At 73.1% G+C, this 19,742-nt stretch carries 19 protein-coding genes; 12 read left to right on the forward strand and 7 right to left on the reverse strand.

Going from position 1 to position 19,742, the window contains the following annotated elements; translation table 11 throughout:
- Positions 1-45 precede the first annotated feature (45 nt).
- Genes ABTW95_RS10230 through ABTW95_RS10250 form a run of 5 tightly spaced genes read right to left on the reverse strand, consistent with a single transcriptional unit; the run spans position 46 to position 4,624 of the window.
- Positions 46-1,035 (reverse strand): branched-chain amino acid ABC transporter permease, encoded by a 990-nt coding sequence (locus tag ABTW95_RS10230; RefSeq protein ID WP_500226047.1) that lies wholly within the window; start codon positions 1,033-1,035, stop codon positions 46-48.
- Positions 1,032-1,895 (reverse strand): branched-chain amino acid ABC transporter permease, encoded by an 864-nt coding sequence (locus tag ABTW95_RS10235; RefSeq protein ID WP_500226049.1) that lies wholly within the window; start codon positions 1,893-1,895, stop codon positions 1,032-1,034. The genes ABTW95_RS10230 and ABTW95_RS10235 overlap by 4 nt, the downstream gene beginning before the upstream one ends.
- Before the next feature lie 12 nt (positions 1,896-1,907).
- Complete coding sequence (locus tag ABTW95_RS10240; protein ID WP_500226050.1) at positions 1,908-3,146, reverse strand: ABC transporter substrate-binding protein; 1,239 nt, start codon at positions 3,144-3,146, stop codon at positions 1,908-1,910.
- A 10-nt stretch (positions 3,147-3,156) separates the two neighbouring features.
- Positions 3,157-3,849 carry an ABC transporter ATP-binding protein gene (locus ABTW95_RS10245; RefSeq protein ID WP_500226052.1) on the reverse strand — a complete coding sequence of 231 codons (693 nt, stop codon included), beginning with the start codon at positions 3,847-3,849 and terminating at the stop codon, positions 3,157-3,159.
- Complete coding sequence (locus ABTW95_RS10250) at positions 3,836-4,624, reverse strand: ABC transporter ATP-binding protein (RefSeq protein ID WP_500226053.1); 789 nt, start codon at positions 4,622-4,624, stop codon at positions 3,836-3,838. Before ABTW95_RS10250 ends, ABTW95_RS10245 begins: the two co-directional genes overlap by 14 nt.
- A 261-nt stretch (positions 4,625-4,885) precedes the next feature.
- On the opposite strand from ABTW95_RS10250, the gene ABTW95_RS10255 reads away from it, so the two are divergent.
- On the forward strand, positions 4,886-6,175 hold the full coding sequence (locus ABTW95_RS10255; protein WP_500226055.1) for a tannase/feruloyl esterase family alpha/beta hydrolase: 1,290 nt from the start codon (positions 4,886-4,888) through the stop codon (positions 6,173-6,175).
- Between the two features lie 45 nt (positions 6,176-6,220).
- Here the strand turns inward: ABTW95_RS10255 and ABTW95_RS10260 are convergent, their stop codons facing one another.
- Positions 6,221-7,249 (reverse strand): PHP domain-containing protein, encoded by a 1,029-nt coding sequence (locus ABTW95_RS10260; protein ID WP_396447102.1) that lies wholly within the window; start codon positions 7,247-7,249, stop codon positions 6,221-6,223.
- 84 nt (positions 7,250-7,333) lie between these two features.
- On the opposite strand from ABTW95_RS10260, the gene ABTW95_RS10265 reads away from it, so the two are divergent.
- The 10 genes from ABTW95_RS10265 (at position 7,334) to ABTW95_RS10310 (ending at position 17,532) form a co-directional block, all read left to right on the forward strand.
- Positions 7,334-8,632 (forward strand): sensor histidine kinase, encoded by a 1,299-nt coding sequence (locus ABTW95_RS10265; protein ID WP_396447101.1) that lies wholly within the window; start codon positions 7,334-7,336, stop codon positions 8,630-8,632.
- Entirely contained in the window at positions 8,629-9,294 is a 666-nt protein-coding gene (locus ABTW95_RS10270; RefSeq protein ID WP_396447100.1) for a response regulator, read from the forward strand. Before ABTW95_RS10265 ends, ABTW95_RS10270 begins: the two co-directional genes overlap by 4 nt.
- A gap of 161 nt (positions 9,295-9,455) precedes the next feature.
- Positions 9,456-10,403, forward strand: a complete 948-nt coding sequence (locus tag ABTW95_RS10275; RefSeq protein WP_396447099.1) for an alpha/beta hydrolase — start codon at positions 9,456-9,458, stop codon at positions 10,401-10,403.
- Positions 10,396-11,562 carry an acyltransferase family protein gene (locus ABTW95_RS10280; RefSeq protein WP_396447098.1) on the forward strand — a complete coding sequence of 389 codons (1,167 nt, stop codon included), beginning with the start codon at positions 10,396-10,398 and terminating at the stop codon, positions 11,560-11,562. Before ABTW95_RS10275 ends, ABTW95_RS10280 begins: the two co-directional genes overlap by 8 nt.
- A gap of 11 nt (positions 11,563-11,573) precedes the next feature.
- Positions 11,574-12,611: an alpha/beta hydrolase gene (locus ABTW95_RS10285; RefSeq protein WP_396447097.1), complete on the forward strand. Its 1,038-nt coding sequence runs from the start codon at positions 11,574-11,576 to the stop codon at positions 12,609-12,611.
- A 54-nt stretch (positions 12,612-12,665) separates the two neighbouring features.
- On the forward strand, positions 12,666-13,835 hold the full coding sequence (locus tag ABTW95_RS10290; RefSeq protein WP_396447096.1) for a PucR family transcriptional regulator: 1,170 nt from the start codon (positions 12,666-12,668) through the stop codon (positions 13,833-13,835).
- Positions 13,836-13,937: 102 nt separating this feature from the next.
- Complete coding sequence (locus tag ABTW95_RS10295) at positions 13,938-14,864, forward strand: ACP S-malonyltransferase (RefSeq protein ID WP_396447095.1); 927 nt, start codon at positions 13,938-13,940, stop codon at positions 14,862-14,864.
- On the forward strand, positions 14,861-15,829 hold the full coding sequence (locus ABTW95_RS10300) for a beta-ketoacyl-ACP synthase III (RefSeq protein WP_396447094.1): 969 nt from the start codon (positions 14,861-14,863) through the stop codon (positions 15,827-15,829). The genes ABTW95_RS10295 and ABTW95_RS10300 overlap by 4 nt, the downstream gene beginning before the upstream one ends.
- Positions 15,830-15,887: 58 nt before the next feature.
- Positions 15,888-16,139: an acyl carrier protein gene (locus ABTW95_RS10305; protein WP_067636232.1), complete on the forward strand. Its 252-nt coding sequence runs from the start codon at positions 15,888-15,890 to the stop codon at positions 16,137-16,139.
- Positions 16,140-16,224: 85 nt separating this feature from the next.
- On the forward strand, positions 16,225-17,532 hold the full coding sequence (locus ABTW95_RS10310) for a beta-ketoacyl-[acyl-carrier-protein] synthase family protein (protein ID WP_396447093.1): 1,308 nt from the start codon (positions 16,225-16,227) through the stop codon (positions 17,530-17,532).
- Positions 17,533-17,698: 166 nt separating this feature from the next.
- On the opposite strand, the gene ABTW95_RS10315 is transcribed toward ABTW95_RS10310, so the two are convergent.
- Positions 17,699-18,193, reverse strand: a complete 495-nt coding sequence (locus ABTW95_RS10315; protein ID WP_500226061.1) for a DUF3145 domain-containing protein — start codon at positions 18,191-18,193, stop codon at positions 17,699-17,701.
- Between the two features lie 313 nt (positions 18,194-18,506).
- Between ABTW95_RS10315 and ABTW95_RS10320 the strand changes: the two genes are divergently transcribed.
- A complete protein-coding gene (locus ABTW95_RS10320; protein WP_396447091.1) occupies positions 18,507-19,736 on the forward strand; it encodes a S8 family peptidase in 1,230 nt (409 codons plus the stop codon).
- Positions 19,737-19,742: the final 6 nt, after the last annotated feature.

Here is a 19,742-nt window from a genome sequence, read left to right on the forward strand (position 1 = left end):
GCCGGCGTGCCGCTCCCCGCCTCGGGAGCGGCACGCCGCGGGGTGTCAGACGGACGCGCCCACTTTCGTGTCGTTCGGTTCGGGTGCGGGGCGCTTGCGGGACGTGCGGGCGGCGATGAGGTCGCGGGCGGTGCCCCAGACCCCGCGGCGGAACAGCAGCACCACCAGGATGAAGATCGCGCCGGTGATGATCCCGGTCTCCTCGAACCCGGCCGTGGCCAGGTAGTCGTTCAGCTCCACGATGAGCGCCGCGCCGATCGCGCCGCCCCACAGGGTGCCGATGCCGCCGAGGACGACCATCATCACGGCCTGGCCGGAGGTCGTCCAGTAGACGCCCTGCAGGGACGCGAAGCCGTGCCCGACCGTGAACAGCCCGCCGGCGAGGCCCGACAGGGCCGCCGACAGGACGAAGGCGAGCAGCTTGTAGCGGTCGATGCTGTAGCCGAGCGCCCGCGCCCTGTTCGGGTTGTCGCGGATCGACATCAGCACCCGCCCGAACGGGGAGCGGACGATGCGCCAGGCGGCGAACATCCCGGCCAGCACGAACGGCAGGGCCGCGTAGTAGAAGAAGAACGGGTCGGACAGGTCGACCCCGAAGAACTCCCTGGGGATGCCTTGGAGTCCGTTCTCCCCGCCGGTGACGTCCCGCCACTGGTTGGCGACGAAGTAGACCATCTGGGCGAAGGCCAGGGTGACCATGGCGAAGTAGATGCCGCGCAGCCGCACCGACAGGAACCCGATCGGGACGGCGAGGACGCCCGCGAAGGCGGCCCCGCCCAGGACCGCCACGGGGAACGGCAGACCGGAGTGCAGGGCGATCAGGCCGGTGCAGTAGGCCGACCCGCCCCAGAACGCGGCGTGCCCGAACGACAGCAGCCCGGTGAAGCCGAGCAGCAGGTCGACTGCGGCGGCGAACAGCGCCCAGCAGGCGATGTCCAGCGCCACCGGCGGGTAGATGAACCACGGCAGGACCAGCGCCACCAGCAGCCCGGCGGCCAGCAGGAAGGGTCGTCCGGCGAGCTTCGGCAGGATCACCGGAACGCCTCCTCTCGTCCGAACAGGCCGGCCGGGCGCCACAGCAGCACGGCGGCCATGAGGATGAACACCAGCGTCTGCGACAGCGACGGGACGTAGTAGTTGCCGAGGGCCGACACCAGCCCGACCGCGAACCCGGCGGCGACCGAGCCGAACACCGACCCGAGCCCGCCGATGACGACGACCGCGAACACCGTGATGATCAGGTCGGCGCCCATCAGCGGGTTGACCGCCCGCATCGGCGCGGCCAGCACCCCGGCGAACGCGGCCAGCGCGACGCCGAACCCGAACACCGGCGTCACCCACCGGCCGACGTCGATGCCCAGCGCGCGGGTCAGCTCCGGCCGCTCGGTCGCGGCCCGGACGATCATCCCGACGCGGGTACGGGTCAGCACCACCCAGACGGCACCGCACAGCAGCACCGACATCGCGAGCACGAACACCTGGTACGCGGGGTAGGTGAACAGGCCCAGGTCGACCGATCCGCTCAGCGCGGACGGGCGCGGATACGGCTGCGACTGCACGCCGTACTGCCGCTTGACCAGGTCCTGCAGGATCAGCGCGAGACCGAAGGTGAACAGGAAGTTGTAGAGCGGGTCCAGGGGCGCGAGCCGACGGATGAACAGCCGTTCCAGCGCCACGCCGGCCACCCCAAGGACGACGGGGACGAGCGGCAGCGCCAGCCAGAAGTTCACGCCGAACGAGTCGAGCGCGATGAACGCCCCGAACGCGCCCAGCATGTAGAAGGCGCCGTGCGCGAAATTGACCACGCCGAGCATCCCGAAGATGACGGACAGGCCGAGGGCGAGCAGGGCGTAGAACGCCCCGCCCACCAGCCCGTTGAACGCCTGTTGCAGCACGTCAGGCCCGCCTCACAGGTTGCACGCGGGGTCGGGCTGCTGGAATGCCTCGGCCGCCGGGATCGTCTTGACGATCTTCTCGTAGTCCCAGGGCTCCTTGACCTCGCTGGACGGCTTCACCTGCGCGATGTAGGCGTCGTGGGTCAGGAGGTGGTCCTCGGCGCGGATCGTGCCGGTGGACGTGAAGACGTCGTCGACCTTGTGGCCTTCGAGCTCCTTGACCACGGTGTCGGACTTGTCGGTGCCGCCGCGCTGCACGGCCTCCAGGTACTGCAGCGCCGCCGAGTAGTCGCCGGCGTGGACGGCCGTCGGACGAGTGCCCGTCTTGGCCTTGAACTTGTCCGCCCACGCGCGGTTGCCCTCGTTGGCGTTCCAGTACCAGAAGTCGGTGAAGTACGTCCCCGACAGGGCGTCCGGGCCGAGGGAGTGGATGTCGGTCAGGAACATCAGGCCGACCGCCAGGCCCACGCCCTTGTCGCGCAGCTTGTACTCGTTGTACTGCTTCACCAGGTTGACCAGGTCACCGCCGGCCTGCATGGCGCCGAGCACCTGCGGCTTGGGGTCGAGGCTGGGCGCCTTCAGCAGGAACGTGGAGAAGTTGTCGTTCGGGAACGGCGTCGGGTCGCTCTTCACGACGGCTCCCCCGGCACCCTTCACGGCCGCCGTGAACGTCTTCTCCATGTCCTGGCCGAACGCGTAGTCCGGGTAGACGATGTACCAGCTCTTGGCGCCGTCCTTGGTCACCTCAGTGCCGGTGCCGTGGGCGAGCATGTAGCTGTTGTAGCCGTAGTGGAAGGTGTACTTGTTGCACTGCTTGCCTTCCAGCTCGGTGGTGGCGCCGCCGACGTCGATGAACACCTTCTTCTTGTTCTTCGCGACGGTGGCGACCGCGAGCGCGGCCGAGGACGTGGGCACGTCCACGATCAGGTCGGCCTTCTGCCGGTCGTAGAGCTCCTGCGCCTTGGAGTTGGCGATCTCCGGCTTGTTCTGGTGGTCGGCGGAGACGACCTCGATGTTCTTGCTGACCGCCTTGTCGCCGTACTTCGCCTTGAAGTCGGCGACCGCCATCTTCACCGCCTCGACGGCGTTCTTGCCCGACAGGTCGGCGTACACGCCGGACTGGTCGGTCAGCACCGCCAGGACGATCTTGTCGTCGCTGATCTTGCCCCCGCCCCCGCCGGGACCGCCCGCGCATCCGGCCAGCAGCACTCCGGCGGTCGCGAGCGCGGCCGAACGTCCGATAACTCTCATGGGGGTTCTCCTAGATTCCGAGGTACTGGAGGAGTTCGTCTTCGCGGGCGCGGACCTCGTCGTTGTCCATGGACTCGACGATCCGGCCCTCGGCGAGCAGATGGTGGCGGTCGGCGACGGTGGCGGCGAAGTGCACGTTCTGCTCGATGAGCAGGACGGTCACCCCGGCGGCCTTGACCTCCCGGAGGATCTCGCCGATCTGCTGGACGATCAGGGGCGACAGGCCCTCGGTGGGCTCGTCGCACAGCAGCAGCCGGGCACCCGTCCGCAGCACCCGGGCCAGCGCGAGCATCTGCTGCTCGCCGCCCGACAGCTTCGTCCCGGGGAACCGGCGCCGATCTTTGAGGCGGGGGAACGTCTCGTACACCCGGTCCAGCGACCACGGCTCCGGACCCATGCGCGGCGGCAGCGTCAGGTTCTCCTCCACCGAGAGCGTGGCGAAGATGCCGCGGTCGTCGGGCACGTAACCCAGACCGCGGCGCGCGCGCTTGTGGGAGCTGAGGGAGGAGATGTCCTCGTCCAGGAAACGGACCGTTCCGGACGTTCCCTTATGGAGCCCCATCAGGGAGCGCAGCAGGGTGGTCTTGCCGGCGCCGTTGCGTCCGACGAGCGTGACGATCTCGCCCTCCTCGACGTGGAGGGACACATCACGCAGCGCCTGCGCCTCGCCGTACCAGGCGGACAGTCCGTCAATGCGCAGCATTGGAGTCTCCGAGGTAGGCGGTGACGACGCGGGGGTCGTGGCGGATCTCGGCGTAGGGGCCCTCCACCAGGACCTGGCCGTGCTGGAGCACCGTGACCCTGTCGGCGAGGCTGGAGACGACGCTCATGTTGTGCTCGACCAGGACCACGGTCCGCCCGGCGCGCACCTTCTTGATGAGGTCGACCGTCCGGCCGACGTCCTCGACGCCCATGCCGGCGGTCGGCTCGTCCAGCAGCAGGACCTTGGGGTCCAGGGCCAGCGCGAGCGCCAGTTCCAGCGCACGTTTGCGGCCGTAGGCCAGCGCGCCCGCCGCGATGTCCGCGTGATCGGCGAGCCCGACCTGGTCGAGCAGCTCGGCGGCGCGGCCGGCGTAGCGGCCGAGCGCCCGGTCCGAGCGCCAGAACCGCCAGCCGAGCCCGGACCGGCCGGCCAGCGCCAGCTCCACGTGCTGGCGCGGCGTCAGCTCCGCGAACAGGCTGGTGATCTGGAACGACCTGGCGAGCCCGAGCCGCGCGATCCGCTCCGGGGTGCGGCCAGCCAGCTCGTGCCGGCCCAGCCGGACACTGCCCGCGGTCGGCTTCAGGAACCCGGTGAGCAGGTTGAACAGCGTCGTCTTGCCGGCGCCGTTGGGGCCGACCAGCGCGTGGACCGAACCCTCCCCGATGTCGAGGTCCACGCCGTCCACGGCCCGGAAACCGCGGAACTCCCTGACCAGACCCCGCGCTTCGAGAACCGGCGCCTTCACCACCGGGGCATCCTGAACGGGACCGCCCATGCGCCCTCCTCACGCTCCTTCGAGGTGACCCGGAGCACACCGGGCCGCCGTGTCCGGGAACGCTAGGTCGCACCCGCGGACCGAACCATGTGAGCGGCCCCCACATTCGGACCGTCCGATACGTCAGTGCTCCACATCACACGCAGGTCACGACCGCCTGCACATGACGGCTCCGGACGATATGTGGGCGGGCCACGTGGCCGCGACCACGACCGCCCCTCACCATGGCGGGCACCCCACGTCCCACCCCGAGGAGGCGGAATGCTCGTCCGCACCGTCCTGACCGCCGGCGCCGTCGCCGCCGCCCTGGCCGCACCGGCGCACGCGCAGGAACGCCCGCTCACCGTGCCGGGGGCGGAGAAGCTGGTCTCGGCCCGCCTGGGCGACCTCACGACCGCCGGGACGGTCGCGTCCGGGCACACCGTCCCCGCCGACTACGCCGGCCTGCACGCCACCGGGACGCGCAACCCTACAGGCGTCCCCGGCATCCAGCTGGACGGCTACTTCCCCGACACCTCGACCACCAACACCAACCACGGCTGGAACCACGACGCGCAGTTCGTCATCCGCCTGCCCGACCGCTGGAACGGCGGCCTCGTCGTCGCCGGCTCCCCCGGGAACCGCCGCCAGTACGCCAACGACGTCACCATTTCCGACTGGGCGCTCGGCAAGGGCTACGCCTACGCGGCCACGGACAAGGGCAACACCGGCCTGGAGTTCTACGAGGACGGCCGCCGCCCGGGCGACGCCATCGCCGAATGGAACCACCGCCTGACCCAGCTGACCCGCGCCGCCAAGAAGGTCGTCCGCGAGCGCTACGGCCACTCCCCCCGCCGCACCTACGCGGCGGGCATCTCCAATGGCGGCTACCTCGTCCGCTGGCAGTTGGAGAACCGCCCGGAACTCTACGACGGCGGCATCGACGCGGAAGGCACCCTCTGGCGCGCCGAAGGCCCGAACCTGTTCACCTACCTGCCGGCCATTCTCCGCGCCTACCCGTCCTACGCGGCCACCGGCGACCCGGCCGCGCACAAGGCGCTCCTGAAGGCGGGCCTGGCCCCCGGCTCGGAATTCCTGTGGCCATTCCACGACCAGGTCTACTGGGAACTCACCCAGCGCATCTACCGCGAAGAATTCGACCCCGCCTACACCGGCGCCGAGGCCGACTACAACTACGCCGCCCGCCCGAAGAAGGTGCACCGCGCCGTGGCCCGGATCTCCCTCACCGGCCGGATCCGCAAACCCCTGATCACCCTCCAGGGAACCTACGACTCGCTACTGCCGATCAGCACCGACTCCGACGTCTACGCCAAACTCGTCCGCACCCGCGGAAAGGCCCCCTACCGCTACTACCGCCTGGAGGCCGCCAACCACGTAGACGGCCTCTACGACACCTACCCCGACCGCCTGCGCCCGCTGCTCCCCTGCATGCGCACGGCCTTCACGGCCCTGGAGTCCTGGACGCGGGACGGCACACCCCCGCCGGCGAGCGCCACACTCCCCCGCCCCACGTCCGGAGACCTCCTCAACACCTGCTCCCTCACCTCTTGAACAACCTGAACACCAAATAGGTGAGCCCCGAGCCGGGGGGTGGGGTCAGAGTTTGGAGCGGGTCCAGGTGAGGAGGTCGTCGGCGGGCCAGGTGTTGACCACCTGGGCCGGGGGGACGGCGCAGCGGGCGGCTCGCTCGCAGCCGTGGGGCTGCCAGTCGAGCTGCCCGGGAGCGTGGGCGTCGGAGTCGATCGAGAAGCGGCAGCCCGCCTCGACGGCCAGGCGCAGCAGGCGCTTGGGCGGGTCCAGGCGCTCCGGGCGGGAGTTGATCTCGACGGCGACGTCGTAGGCGGCGCAGGCGTCGAAGACGAGGGCGGCGTCGAACTCCGACTCGGGGCGCAGCCCGCCGCGCCTGCCGCCGGCCTTGACGATGCGTCCGGTGCAGTGGCCGAGGACGTTCACCCGCGGGTTCGCGATCGCGGCGACCATGCGCTTCGTCATGGCGACGCGGTCCATGCGGAGTTTGGAGTGGACGCTGGCGACGACGACGTCGAGGCGCTCCAGGAGGCCGGGGTCCTGGTCGAGGGTGCCGTCCTCCAGGATGTCGACCTCGATGCCGGTGAGGATGCGGAACGGCGCGAGGCCGGCGTTCAGCTCGGCGACCACGTCGAGCTGGCGGCGGAGGCGGTCGGCGGACAGGCCGTTCGCCACCTTCAGGCGCGGCGAGTGGTCGGTGAGGGCCAGGTACTCGTGGCCCAGGCCGCGGGCGGTCTCGGCCATCTCCAGGATGGGCGAGCCGCCGTCCGACCAGTCGCTGTGGGTGTGCAGGTCGCCCTTGAGCGCGGCGCGCAGCGCGGCCGCGGCCTCGTCGAGGGGCTCGCCCTCGGTGGCCTCCAGGCGCCGCAGGTAGACGGGGGTCTCGCCGCGCAGCGCCTCCTCGATCACCAGCGCGGTGACCTTGCCGATGCCGGGGAGCGCGGTCAGCGTGCCGTCGCGGGCGCGGCCGACCAGCTCGTCCGGGGAGGTGCGCTCGACGAGGTCGGCGGCCGCGCGGAACGCGCGGACGCGGTAGGTCGGCTCGCGGGCGCGCTCCAGCAGGAACGCGATGCGGCGCAGCGCTTCGACGGGCTCCACGCCTCGCACCGTACCCAGGTACTACGCGCGGTGTCCCACCACGGTTTCATCCGGTATGCCCGTCAGGTCTCTAGCCTGGTCGTCATGGTCGGCGACCGGACGAACCCGTTGCGGGCGGTACTGCGGGACGGGATCCTCGCCGCCCTGGCGACGGGCCGGGCCGAGCCGGCGCCGCCGCTCGACCGGCCATGGCCGGCGGGGCTGCGGTGGACGCGGTTCCTCGGCGTCGGGCGGCTGCCGTTCGGGCTGGTCGTGAACCTGTTCTGGTTCTTCCTCACGCTGCTGCTCATCAGCGGCACCAGCTCGATGCTGAAGGAGCCGGTGCGCGCCGCCGCCGCGGACTACCCCGGGGACGGCGCGGCCCTGCTGGTCGCGGCCCTGGTGACCGCGCCGCTGGCGCTGCGCGACCGGCACCCGCTGGCGGCCTGGCGGCTGAGCTTCGCGGCGCTGGCGCTGCTCGCGCTGCTCCCGTGGCCGCCGGGCATCGAGTACACCGAGGGCGGCGCCTTCGCCGCGCTCATGTGCCTGTACACGGTGACGGTGCGCTGCTCGCGGGACATCACCCTGGGCGTCGCCGTCCTGTCGCTCACCGGCGTGTGGATCAAGGACGCGGACTCCGCGCCCGGGGCGTCGGTGCTGCTCATGGTGCCGCTGGCGGTCGGCTACGCCGTCCGGGTCCGCCGGACGGCGCGGCGGGAGCTGGCCGAGCAGGAGAGGCGGCACCAGGACGCCGAGGCGGTGCTGACCGAGCGGCAGCGGATCGCGCGGGAACTGCACGACGTCGTCGCCCACCACATGTCGATGATCGCGATCCAGGCGGAGGCGGCCCCCTACAAGGTGGAGGCCCTCCCGGACGAGACCCGGGCCGACCTCGCCGAGATCCGCGCGACCGCGCTGGACGCGCTGACCGAGCTGCGCCGCGTCCTCGGCGTGCTGCGCGCCGAGGACGGCGCCGAGACCGCGCCGCAGCCGGGCCTGGACCGGCTGGACGAGCTGATCGGCAACGCCCGGAGCGCGGGCCTGCGGGTCGAGGCGCGGCTGGACGGCGACCTCGCCGGGCTGCCGCCGGGCGTGGGCCTCACCGCCTACCGGATCCTGCAGGAGGCGCTGAGCAACGCGATGCGGCACGCGCCCGGCGCCCGGGTCGAGGTCCGCGTCTCCCGGGACGACGGCGAGGGTGGCATCGTATGGCTGGGCGTGGTCAACGGCCCGCCCGGCGCCGGGCAGGCGCCGCACCCGCCGCTGCCGGGCGGCGGCCACGGGCTGCTCGGGATGCGGGAGCGGGCCGCCGCGCTGGGCGGTGAGCTGACCGCCCGCCCCACCCCCGAGGGAGGATTCGCCGTGACCGCCACGCTGCCGGTGAAGGCGCGGGAGACGACGTGACGATCCGGGTCGTGATCGTCGACGACCAGGGCATGGTCCGCGCCGGGTTCGGCGTGCTGCTGAACGCCCAGCCGGACATCGAGGTCGTCGGCGAGGCCGCCGACGGCGAGGAGGCCGTGCGCCGGGTCGCCGAGCTGCGCCCCGACGTGGTGCTGATGGACGTCCGCATGCCCGTCCTGGACGGCCTGGAGGCGACCCGCCGCATCCTCGGCGGCGCCGCCGGGGACGCCCCGAAGATCCTCATGCTGACCACGTTCGACCTGGACGACTACGTGTACGCGGCGCTGCGCGCGGGCGCCAGCGGGTTCCTGCTGAAGGACGCGTCCGCGACCGAACTGGCCGACGCGGTGCGGGTCGTCGCGGCGGGCGACGCGCTGCTGTCGCCGTCGGTGACGCGCCGGCTGATCGCGGAGTTCTCCCGGCTCGGCGGGCCGCGCGCGCCGTCCCGCACGCGGCTGGACGCGCTGACCGAGCGGGAGACGGAGGTCCTGGCCCTGGTGGCGCGGGGGCTGTCCAACGGGGAGATCGCCGCGAAGCTCGTCGTCGCCGAGCAGACCGTCAAGACGCATTTCGGGCGGATCCTGATGAAGCTGGGGCTCCGGGACCGCCCGCAGGCGATCGTCTACGCCTACGAGGTGGGGCTGGTCCGCCCCGGCGACTGATCCCGACGCGCGAGCGGCCCCCGCCGCTGATACCTGCGCGCGAGGCGTCAGCCCCCGGTCGTACGCGGCAAGTTCACTCCGCCGGTTGATCTGCGACCGGGCGTTCGGTTCCTAGCTTCCTGGTCAGTGCCGCAAGCCACTGACCTGGAAGGACGCACCGGATGCCGCGTGCCCGCACCACCGCCGCCGCACTCTCGCTCGTCGCGGTCGGCGCGGCGCTCCCGGCGGCGCGCTCCGCCGAACCGTACGCCGCCCCCGCGCCGGTCCCCGCCCTCTCGTCCGCGACCCTCGGCGCCCGCTACCAGGCCGCCGGGCGGGACATCCGCCGCGCCCTGGCGACGGCGGAGCGCCTCCACGACGGGGACCGGACGCGGGTGCTGTCCGCCTTCCTGGCCCCGGGCAGGCGGTTCCTCGCCTTCGACCCGCGCGGCGACGGCCGGGCCGTCGAAGTCATCGGCGATCTGGAGCACGCCGACCGGATCGCCGTCGTCGTGCCGGGCGCGGACAACACGCTGGCCGACTTCGACGCGCCCAAGTTCGCCGGCGGCGACGGCCGCGCCCTCTACGGCGCGGGCCGCGCCGTAGCGCCCGGCCCGCGCCTCGCCGTGATCGCCTGGCTCGGCTACGACTCGCCCTCGACGCTGAGCGCCGCCGTCCTGACGGACGGCAAGGCGCAGGACGGCGCACGCGGTCTGGAGCGCCTGCTCGCCGGCGTCCACCGCGTGAACGGGCGCGCCCGGTTCGCCCTCCTCTGCCACAGCTACGGGTCGGTCGTCTGCGCGAAGGCCGCCCGGCGCGTCGCCTCCCTGCCCGTGGACGACATCGCCTTCTTCGGCAGCCCCGGGACCACCAAGGACAAGGCCGCCGATCTCGGGACGTCCGCGCGCATATGGGCGGCCCGCGCGAAGGGCGACTGGATGCGCTTCGTGCCGAACGTCCGCCTCGCGGGCATCGGGTTCGGCGCCGACCCCGTCTCGCCCGCCTTCGGAGCACTCCGCTTCGACGCCGGCACCGGCCCGCACAGCGGTTACCTCAAACCCGGCTCCCCGGCGCTCCGCAACCTCACCATGATCGCCCTGGGCCGCCCCGCGGAGGTCACCCGTGCCTGACACCGAGCTCCGCGAAACGACACCGCCCAGGACGCCGCCGGCCGCCCGGGCGCCCCGGCCCGTCCGCGATCACGCGGTGGACGCGCTGCGGGTCTTCGCGATCCTCGGCGTGGTGCTCGGCCACTGGCTGGTCACGGCCTTCGTGGCGGACCCGTCCGGGCGCGACCTGCACGTGACCAGCCCGCTGAGGACGATGCCGGAGCTCGCGCCCGTCTCCTGGGTCTTCCAGACGCTCGCAGTGTTCTTCCTGGTCGGCGGGTACTCGGCGGCGAAGGCGAGCCGCCCCGGCGAGGCGTGGGCGGCGCTGATGCGGCGGCGGCTGGCCCGGTTCGCGCGGCCCCTGCCCGTCCTGGCCCTCGCCTGGGTTCCGGTCGCCGCGGGGCTGTGGTGGGCGGGGTTCTCCGCCGGCACCGTCCGGACGATGATCGAGCTGGTCGTCAGCCCGCTGTGGTTCCTGTGCGTGTACGCGGCGCTCACCGCGCTCACCCCGCTGATCGCGGCCGCCTGGGAGCGGTTCGGGCTCCGGGGCGCCGCGCTGCCCGTCGCCGCCACCGCCGCGATCGACCTCGGCCGGTTCGCGCTCGGCGCGCCCGGCTGGACGGGCTGGGCCACCGTCCTCACCGCCTGGCTGCTGCCCTACTACCTCGGCCTCGGCTGGGCGGGCGGCGCGCTGCGCTCCCGCCGGGCCGGGCTCGCGCTGCTGGGCGGCGGGGCCGCGGCGACCGCGCTGCTGGTCCTGTTCGCCGGATATCCGGCCTCCATGGTCGGCGTGCCGGGAGCGCCGGTCTCCAACCTCAGCCCGCCGACGCTCGCCGCGGTCGCGTTCGGCCTCGCGCAGACGGGCCTCGCGGTGCTGCTGCACGGGCCGCTCACCCGCTGGACGCGACACGCCCGGGTGCGCGCGGCGGTCGGCAGGGCCGGCCGGCCGGCGATGACGGTCTTCCTGTGGCACCAGACCGCGCTGATGGGCGTCACGGCGGTGACGCTGCTCACGTTGGGTAGCCTGCAGGGGGTGCACACCGCACCCGGCCGGCCGGAGTGGATCCTGATGCGCCTTCCGTGGCTGGCCGTCTGCGCGGCCGCGCTGACCGTGATCACGGTCCTGGCGGGCCGGTTCGAACGGGGGCCGTCCCGCCCGCGTAAAGATCTTGGATGGTAGAAAAAGGCAGGATGCCGCCGCACCGCAGGACGCCGAGGACGCCCGCCCGGGCGTCGCGCGGGGACCGGCGACCCCGGCGGCCGCGCAGGCTCCTCGCCGCCGCCGCGTCCGTCGGCGTGATCATGCTGACGACGGCCGGGACCGGCCACGCCGACCCCTACGCGGGCCCCGTCCCCGTCCCGACGATGGCCCCGTCGACGCTGGACGTCCGGTACGCCGCCGAGCGCCGCGCCATCGAGCGGGCGCTGAAGACCGCTCAGGACGTCGGCGACGCGGACCGCGGCAGGGCCCTCGGCGCGTTCCTGCGTCCCGGCCGCCGCTTCCTGTACTTCGACCCGCGCGGCCGCGGGCGGGCCATCGAGGTCATCGGCGACATCAGCAGGGCGCGGCGCGTCGCGATCCTCGTCCCGGGCGCCGACACCACGCTGTCCGCGTTCGACGAGCGGGGCGCCAAGCCGTGGTCGACGCCGGGCGGCGGTGCGCGCGCCGTGTACGCGCAGGCCCGCTCCATGTCGCCGGACCCCGGGCTGGCGGTCGTCGCCTGGCTCGGCTATGCCGCGCCCAAGACGTTCAGCAGCGACGTCCTCACCGACGACAGGGCGTCCGAAGGCGCCGGGAAGCTCCGCCGTTTTCTCACGGGACTGCATCGGGTGAACCCCGGCGCGACCGTGGGTCTGCTGTGCCACAGCTACGGCTCGGTGGTGTGCGGCCGCGCGGCGATGGACGGCCCCGGCAGCGCCGCCTGGCGCCAGGTCACCGACATCGCGCTCTACGGGAGCCCCGGCACGACGGCCTGGTCGGCGTCCGAGCTGAGCGGCACGGCCCGCGTCTGGGCGGGACGAGGCGCCACCGACTGGATGGAGGACGTCCCCCACGTGCGCATCTTCGGGCTCGGGCTCGGCCCCGACCCGGTCTCCCCCGACTTCGGCGCGCGGGTGTTCGACGCCGGATCCGGCGGCCACAGCGACTACCTCGCGCCCGGCTCGACGCCCCTGCGCAACCTCACCGGCATCGCCCTCGGCAATGTCGCGCAGGTAAGCGATGGGTGACCCCGTTGCTCACTTGAGGACGGGTCATCGCCGCGTTGGTGGCACCCTGGGGTGGTGGACACCGCGCACGAGACCGAAATCCGCGAGCAGACCACCCAGCGCCTGGAGAAGGCGATGGGGACGTTCGGCACCGCGGCCCTGACGAGCATGGAGGAGCAGCTCCCCTGGTTCCGGCGCATGCCGGCCGACCAGCGCTCCTGGATCGGTCTCGTCGCGCAGGCCGGCATCGCCGCGTTCGTCGAGTGGTTCAAGAACAACGAGAAGACGCGCCCGGCCATCGCCGGCGAGGTGTTCGGCACCGCGCCCCGCGAGCTGATGCGCTCCATCAAGCTGCACCACACCATCGACATGATCCGCGTCATCATCGAGGTGGTGGAGACCCGGCTGGACGAGCTGGCCGCGCCCGGCGGCGAGGCCCAGCTCCGCGAGGCGATCCTCCGCTACACGCGGGACGTGGCGTTCGGCGCGGCGCAGGTCTACGCGCGCGCCGCCGAGACCCGCGCCGCCTGGGACGCGCGGCTGGAGGCCCTCGTCGTCAACGCGGTCCTGCGCGGCGAAGTCGACGACGGCATGCACTCCTGGGCCGCAGCCCTCGGCTGGACGTCCAAGCCGGTCACCGTCATCGCGGGGTTCACCCCGGAGGACGAGGAGCCCGAGGTCACCATCGACCAGATGCAGCTTGCGGCGCGCCGCGCGCGCGCCGACGTGCTGGCCGGCGTCCAGGGGCGCCGCGTCATCGTCATCGTGGGCGGCGACACCGACCCCATGGAGGCGGCCCGCCCCATCGCCGCCAAGTGCGGTCCCGGGCCCGTCGTCGTCGGCCCGCAGGTCCCCGACCTCTACGACTCCACCCACTCCGCCCAGGCCGCCGTCGCCGGGCTGCGCGCCGCCGCCGGCTGGCCGGACGCGCCCCGCCCCGTCCAGGCGACCGAGCTGCTGCCCGAACGCGCCCTCGACGGCGACGACGACGCCCGCCGCTACCTGGTGGAGAGCGTCTACAACCCCATGCTCGCCGCGGGCGCACCCCTGCTCGACACGCTCACCACCTATCTCGAACAGGGGTCGTCCCTTGAGGCGACGGCGCGGCTCCTGTTCGTGCACCCCAACACGGTCCGGTACCGCCTGCGGCGAGTCACCGAGCTGACGGGCCTCGCCCCCACCGACGGGCGCAACGCCTTCACCCTCCGCATAGCCCTCGTTTTGGGGCGTTTCCAGAACCGCTGAACCCCTATATAGGGGTCTTGTAGGGGTCGTACAAAGCCCGCTCCTCAAACTTCGTCGTGATCGGTATCGAGGTCGGGGGACATTGACGGCAGGCTGGACGCTGTGATTCTCCTCGCATCGCCCGGCCAGGGCGCCCAGACCCCCGGCTTCCTGCAGCCATGGCTCGAGATACCCGGAGTCGCCGATCGGCTCGCGTGGTGGTCGGCCGTCACCGGGCTGGACCTGGTCAGGTACGGGACGGAGGCGGACGCCGAGGAGATCCGCGACACCGCCGTGGCGCAGCCGCTGCTGGTCGCCGCCGCGCTCGCCGCCTACGAGGTGCTGTACGAGGACGCGGCCCGGGACGCGGTTCCGGACGCGGTCGCCGGGCACAGCGTCGGCGAGCTCGCCGCCGCCGCGATCGCCGGGGTGCTGACCCCCGAGGCCGCGCTGGTGCTCGTCCGGGAGCGGGGCAGGGCGATGGCCGAGGCCGCCGCCGTCACCGAGACCGGGATGACCGCCGTGCTCGGCGGCGACCCCGACGAGGTCCTCGCCTCGATCGACAAGCACGGGCTCACCCCCGCCAACGTCAACGGCGCCGGCCAGATCGTCGCCGCCGGGACGACGGAGCGGCTCGCGCGGTTCGCCGACGAGCCGCCCGCCAAGGCGCGGCTCCGCCCGCTGTCGGTCGCGGGCGCCTTCCACACCGAGCACATGGAGCCCGCCGTCGAGACGCTCCGCCGCCTCGCGGCCGGCGCGCCCGTCGCCGACCCGCGCACGAAGCTGCTGCAGAACCGGGACGGCGCCGTCATCGCGTCCGGCCGGGAGTTCGTCGCCCGGCTCGTCGACCAGGTCAGCGCGCCCGTCCGCTGGGACTCGTGCATGGCCGCCATGCGCGACCTCGGCGTCACCGCGATCATCGAGCTGCCGCCCGCCGGGACGCTCACCGGCCTCGCCCGGCGCGAGCTGAAGGGCGTCGAGCTGGTCGCCCTCAAGACCCCCGCGGACCTGGACAAGGCCCGCGAGCTGATCAAGGCGGACGCGTCATGACCGCCGCGCTCCAGATCCCCGAGATGACCGCCGGCTCCCGCGTCCTGGCGTTCGGCGGCTACCGGCCGGCCCGCGTCGTCACCAACGACGACCTCGCCGAGCTGGTCGACACCAGCGACGAGTGGATCCGCAGCCGCGTCGGCATCGCCGAGCGGCGCATCGCCGGCGACGACGAGGGCATCGTCGAGCTGGGCGTGCACGCGGGCGGCAAGGCCCTGGCCAACAGCGGCCTCGACCCGTCCGACATCGACCTGGTGATCCTCGCGACGTGCTCGGCGGAGTCGCCGATGCCGAGCCACGCCGCGCTCGTCGCGCACCGCCTCGGCATCGACGCGCCCGGCGCGTTCGACCTGAACGCCGCGTGCGCGGGGTTCTGCTACGCGCTCGCGACCGCCAGCGCCGCCGTCCGGTCCGGCAGCGCCCGCAACGTGCTGGTCATCGGGTCGGAGAAGATGTCCCAGTGGATCGACTGGACCGACCGCTCCACCTGCATCATCTTCGCGGACGGCGCCGGCGCGGCCGTCGTCGCGGCCAGCGACTCGGCCGGCATCGGCCCGGTCGTGTGGGGCAGCGCCGGCGACAAGTACGACAAGATCATCATCGAGGACCGGCACTCGTTCATCCGGCAGGAGGGGCAGGCGGTGTTCCGGTGGGCCACCACCGCCATCGCGCCCGTCGCGCTGGCGGCCTGCGAGCGCGCCGGCGTCAAGCCCGAGGACCTCGCGGCCATCGTCCCGCACCAGGCCAACCTGCGCATCATCGAGGCCATCGCCCGCAAGGTGAAGGCGTCCAACGCCGTCGTGGCCGACGACATCGTCCGGTCGGGCAACACCTCCGGCGCCTCGATCCCGCTGGCGATGTCCCGCATGATCGAACGCGGCGACGTTCCGTCCGGCGCCCCGGCCCTGCTGGTCGGGTTCGGCGCCGGACTGTCCTACGCTGCCCAAGTCATCCAGATCCCGTAGGCCGTCACGCCGCTCGCAGGCTCTGGACCAACCACCCACCGAAGGAGAACGCAGAACCATGGCAGTCGCCACCGAACAGCAGATCCTGGACGGCCTCGCCGAGATCATCGACGACATCGTCGGCATCGACAAGTCCGAGGTGACCCCCGAGAAGAACTTCATCGACGACCTCGACATCGACTCGCTGTCGATGGTGGAGATCGCGGTGGCCGCGCAGGACCAGTTCGGCGTCGAGATCCCCGACGACGAGCTGCGCAACCTGAAGACGGTCAAGGACGTCATCAACTTCGTCCAGAACCTGCAGAGCTAGATCCGCGGGGAGGGCGCGCCGCCGTTCCGGCCGGAGGCGGCGCGCCCGACCTTCCTCCCCTCACAGTCCGCAAGGAGCACCCACTATGAGCAAGAGCCAGACCAGAGTCGTGGTGACCGGTCTCGGTGCAACGACCCCTCTCGGCGGAGACCTGCCGTCGACCTGGTCCGCCCTGCTCGCAGGAGAGTCCGGGGTCCGCCCCCTGGACTGGGAGGGCGTCGAGGACCTGCCGGTCAGGTTCGCCGCGACGCTGAAGGTCCAGCCGGAGGAGGTCATCCCGCGGCAGGCGATGCGCCGCCTCGACCGCAACCAGGCGATCGCGCTGATCTCCGCGCGCGAGGCGTGGACCGACGCCGGGTTCGCGCCGCCCGCCGGCGGCAAGCCGCAGAAGGGCATGGACAAGGCCGGCGTCGAGGGCGGTTTCGCCGTGGACGGCGAGCGCCTCGGCGTGGTGTTCTCCAGCGGCATCGGCGGCCTGCACACCGCCCTCAACAGCTACGACGTGTTCAAGGAGAAGGGCTGGTCGCGGGTCTCGCCCTTCACCGTCCCGATGCTGATGCCGAACGGCGCGTCCGGGCACGTCGGCATCGAGTTCGGCGCGATGGCCGGCTCGCACGCCCTGGTCAGCGCCTGCGCGTCCAGCGGCGAGGCCGTCGGCTACGCCATCGACATGATCCGCGCGGGCCGCGCCGACGTGGTGATCTGCGGCGGCACCGAGTCGTGCATCCACCCGCTGCAGATGGCGTCGTTCGGCGCGATGCGCGCCATGTCGACCCGCAACGACGAGCCGGAGCGCGCCTCCCGGCCCTACGACAAGAACCGCGACGGGTTCGTGCTCGGCGAGGGCGCGGCGGTGCTGATCCTGGAGTCGGAGGAGCACGCCCGCGCCCGCGGCGCCCGCGTCCACGGCATCGCGGCCGGCTGCGGCTACTCCGGCGACGCCTACGACATCGTCCTGCCGGACCCGAGCGGCGCGGGCCAGGCCAAGGCGATGCAGCGCGCCCTCAAGGACGCCGGGCTGGAGCCGACCGACATCGTGCACATCAACGCGCACGCGACGTCGACCCCGGCCGGCGACGTGGCGGAGCTCGCGTCCATCAAGGCGGGCCTCGGCGAGGAGGCCGCCCGCCAGGTGGCCGTCACCGCGACCAAGTCGATGACCGGGCACCTGCTCGGCGGCGCCGGGGCGCTGGAGTCGGTGTTCACCGTCCTCGCGCTGAAGGAGGGCCTCATCCCCTTCGTCGCCAACCTGGAGGACCTCGACGACGAGGCCGACCTGGACATCGTCCGGGACGAGCCGCGCAAGATCTCCGACGGTCCGGCCGCGGCGCTGAACAACTCGTTCGGCTTCGGCGGCCACAACGTGTCGGTCGCCTTCCAGCGCGCCATCTGACGCGCCGGGCGACGGCCCGGACACGAACGGCCCGGCGGCTTCGAGCCGCCGGGCCGTTCTCATGCGCGACGCGTTCCCGCGTGCCCGTCGCCTGCCGGGCGGGGGGCGTGCGCGTTGCGGGGCGGGCACGCTCCGGCCAGCCGTCGGCGGGGCAGGCGGGCGGGCCTTACACGGCGGCGTGGAGCCAGCGGACGGGCGCGCCGTCGCCGGCCCTGCGGAAGGGCTCCAGCTCGTTGTCCCACGGGGTGCCGAGGAGGCGCTCCAGCTCGTGCTCCAGCGACGTCTTGCCGTTGGCGGCGTTGGCCATGACGGCGCGGAGGCGGTCCTCGGGGATGAGGATGTCGCCGTTGGCCCCGATGACGCCGGAGAAGACCCCGAGGGACGGGGTGAAGCTGAACCGGACGCCGTCGGTGCCGGGCGTCGGATCCTCGGTCGCCTCGAACCGCACGAGCTTCCAATTGCGCAGCGCCGAGGTGATGCCGGCGGCGGTGCCCGGCCTGCCCTCCCAATGAAGCTCGGCGCGCAGCGTTCCCGGCGCGGCCGCCTGGTCCGCCCATTCAAGGGAAACGGGCACACCGAGAACACCTGCGGCGGCCCACTCGATGTGCGGGCTCAGCGCAGGCGGCGCGGAGTGGACGTAGAAGACGCCACGTGCGGTCACCGGACCTCCTGGATCTGTACCGAGGCTCGTCTTCCCCTACGGCCTCGTACGTCCCAAGTCGGCGTCCGCGTCCCTCATTGTGCATCATCGGCACGTCTCGCACCACCGGGGAACCGCTGTTTATTGAACGCTTGACCATGCGATGCACGTCATCCGCGAGGCCCCGCGCGCAGGGACGAGGCGCTCGCGGGCAGGTCAGCGGGCGGAAGGACGCAGACACGGGGCCGGCGACTCGGCGTCCACGGCCGGTGACGGAAGGTGGCCGGATCCGGCACCATGTGTGCGCGGGGGTCGCGGGTGAGAGCGAGGACCGATGTTCGATCAGCAGGCGCGGCTGGACCGGGTGCTGGCCCGGCATTCCGACGCCGCGGTGGTGGAGCCGCTGCCGGGGCGGCCGGCGCTGATCCGGCGGGACCAGATCCTGGTCGCCGGGGAGGACGCGGGCGCGGCGCAGGACCTCGTCCGGCGCTGGTACGACTCGCGGCAGGAGGAGCGCGGCGTCACGCGGCTGCGGCTGCGCGCCCCGGCGAAGGTGGACGTGTGCGAGCTCGCCGCGCTGCTGTCGGCGGACACCCGGTTCCGGCGGCTGAGCGCGGCGCCCAACCACCTCGTGCTCGGCCAGCCGATGTGGTGGAGCGGGCCCGCGGACCTGCCCCGTCCGGCGGCGCCGGTGCCGCGGCCGCGGGCGGTCCCGGTGCGGCGCGACGTGACGGTCGCGATCCTGGACACGGGCCTGTCGCCGCATCCCTGGTACGCGGAGACCGACTGGTACCGGGAGCAGCGGGCGGAGGTCGCGGAGGTCCTGGACGCCGACCTCGACTTCGAACTGGACGCCCAGGCCGGGCACGGGACGTTCATCGCCGGCGTCGTGCTGGCCCGGGCGCCGGGGGCGCGGCTGCGGGCGCGCCGCGTCATCGGCGGCGACGGCGTCGGGGACGAGCTGGACGTCGTCCGGGCGCTGCACTGGCTCGCCGAGTGGGGGCGCGCCGACGTCGTCAACATCTCGCTCGGCTGCCATACCTACGACGACCGCCCGTCCCCGGTGGTCGCGCGGGCGCTGGCCGCGCTCGGCCGCCGGACCGTCGTGGTGGCGTGCGCGGGCAACTCGGCGACCGACCGCCCCTTCTGGCCGGCGGCGATGAAGCCCGTCGTCGGGGTCGCGGCGCTGGACGGCGACGACCGGGCCTGGTTCTCCAACCACGGCTGGTGGGTGGACGCGTGCGCGCAGGGCGTCGGCGTGGCCAGCACGTTCGTGTCGTTCGACGGGACGCGGCCGCCCGTGCGCGGCGTCGATCCCGACCTGTTCCAGGGCTACGCCGTGTGGAGCGGGACGTCGTTCGCGGCGCCGGCGGTCGCGGGCCGGATCGCCGCCCGCGCCGCGGCCGAGGGCGTCGACGCGGTCACCGCGGCCGACCGCGTCCTGGACCCGGCGTCGCACCCGGTCCTCGCCGGCCTCGGCGTGGCCGTCGACCGGCACGCGGAGGCGCCGCGCTCCGGCACCGGACCCGCGGAACCTACTGACGGTCAGCGCCCGATGGCATAGGGTCAA

Source organism: Spirillospora sp. NPDC127506 (assembly GCF_040302145.1).
In the GTDB taxonomy this organism is placed as follows: Bacteria; Actinomycetota; Actinomycetes; order Streptosporangiales; family Streptosporangiaceae; genus Spirillospora.

Bases quoted from the DNA above. Each gene is read 5' to 3' on its own strand.
- ABTW95_RS10240 (WP_500226050.1), bottom strand. From the start codon at position 3,146: ATGAGAGTTATCGGACGTTCGGCCGCGCTCGCGACCGCCGGAGTGCTG.
- ABTW95_RS10245 (WP_500226052.1), bottom strand. From the start codon at position 3,849: ATGCTGCGCATTGACGGACTGTCCGCCTGGTACGGCGAGGCGCAGGCG.
- ABTW95_RS10250 (WP_500226053.1), bottom strand. From the start codon at position 4,624: ATGGGCGGTCCCGTTCAGGATGCCCCGGTGGTGAAGGCGCCGGTTCTC.
- ABTW95_RS10255 (WP_500226055.1), top strand. From the start codon at position 4,886: ATGCTCGTCCGCACCGTCCTGACCGCCGGCGCCGTCGCCGCCGCCCTG.
- ABTW95_RS10265 (WP_396447101.1), top strand. From the start codon at position 7,334: ATGGTCGGCGACCGGACGAACCCGTTGCGGGCGGTACTGCGGGACGGG.
- ABTW95_RS10275 (WP_396447099.1), top strand. From the start codon at position 9,456: ATGCCGCGTGCCCGCACCACCGCCGCCGCACTCTCGCTCGTCGCGGTC.
- ABTW95_RS10285 (WP_396447097.1), top strand. From the start codon at position 11,574: ATGCCGCCGCACCGCAGGACGCCGAGGACGCCCGCCCGGGCGTCGCGC.
- ABTW95_RS10300 (WP_396447094.1), top strand. From the start codon at position 14,861: ATGACCGCCGCGCTCCAGATCCCCGAGATGACCGCCGGCTCCCGCGTC.
- ABTW95_RS10305 (WP_067636232.1), top strand. From the start codon at position 15,888: ATGGCAGTCGCCACCGAACAGCAGATCCTGGACGGCCTCGCCGAGATC.
- ABTW95_RS10310 (WP_396447093.1), top strand. From the start codon at position 16,225: ATGAGCAAGAGCCAGACCAGAGTCGTGGTGACCGGTCTCGGTGCAACG.
- ABTW95_RS10320 (WP_396447091.1), top strand. From the start codon at position 18,507: ATGTTCGATCAGCAGGCGCGGCTGGACCGGGTGCTGGCCCGGCATTCC.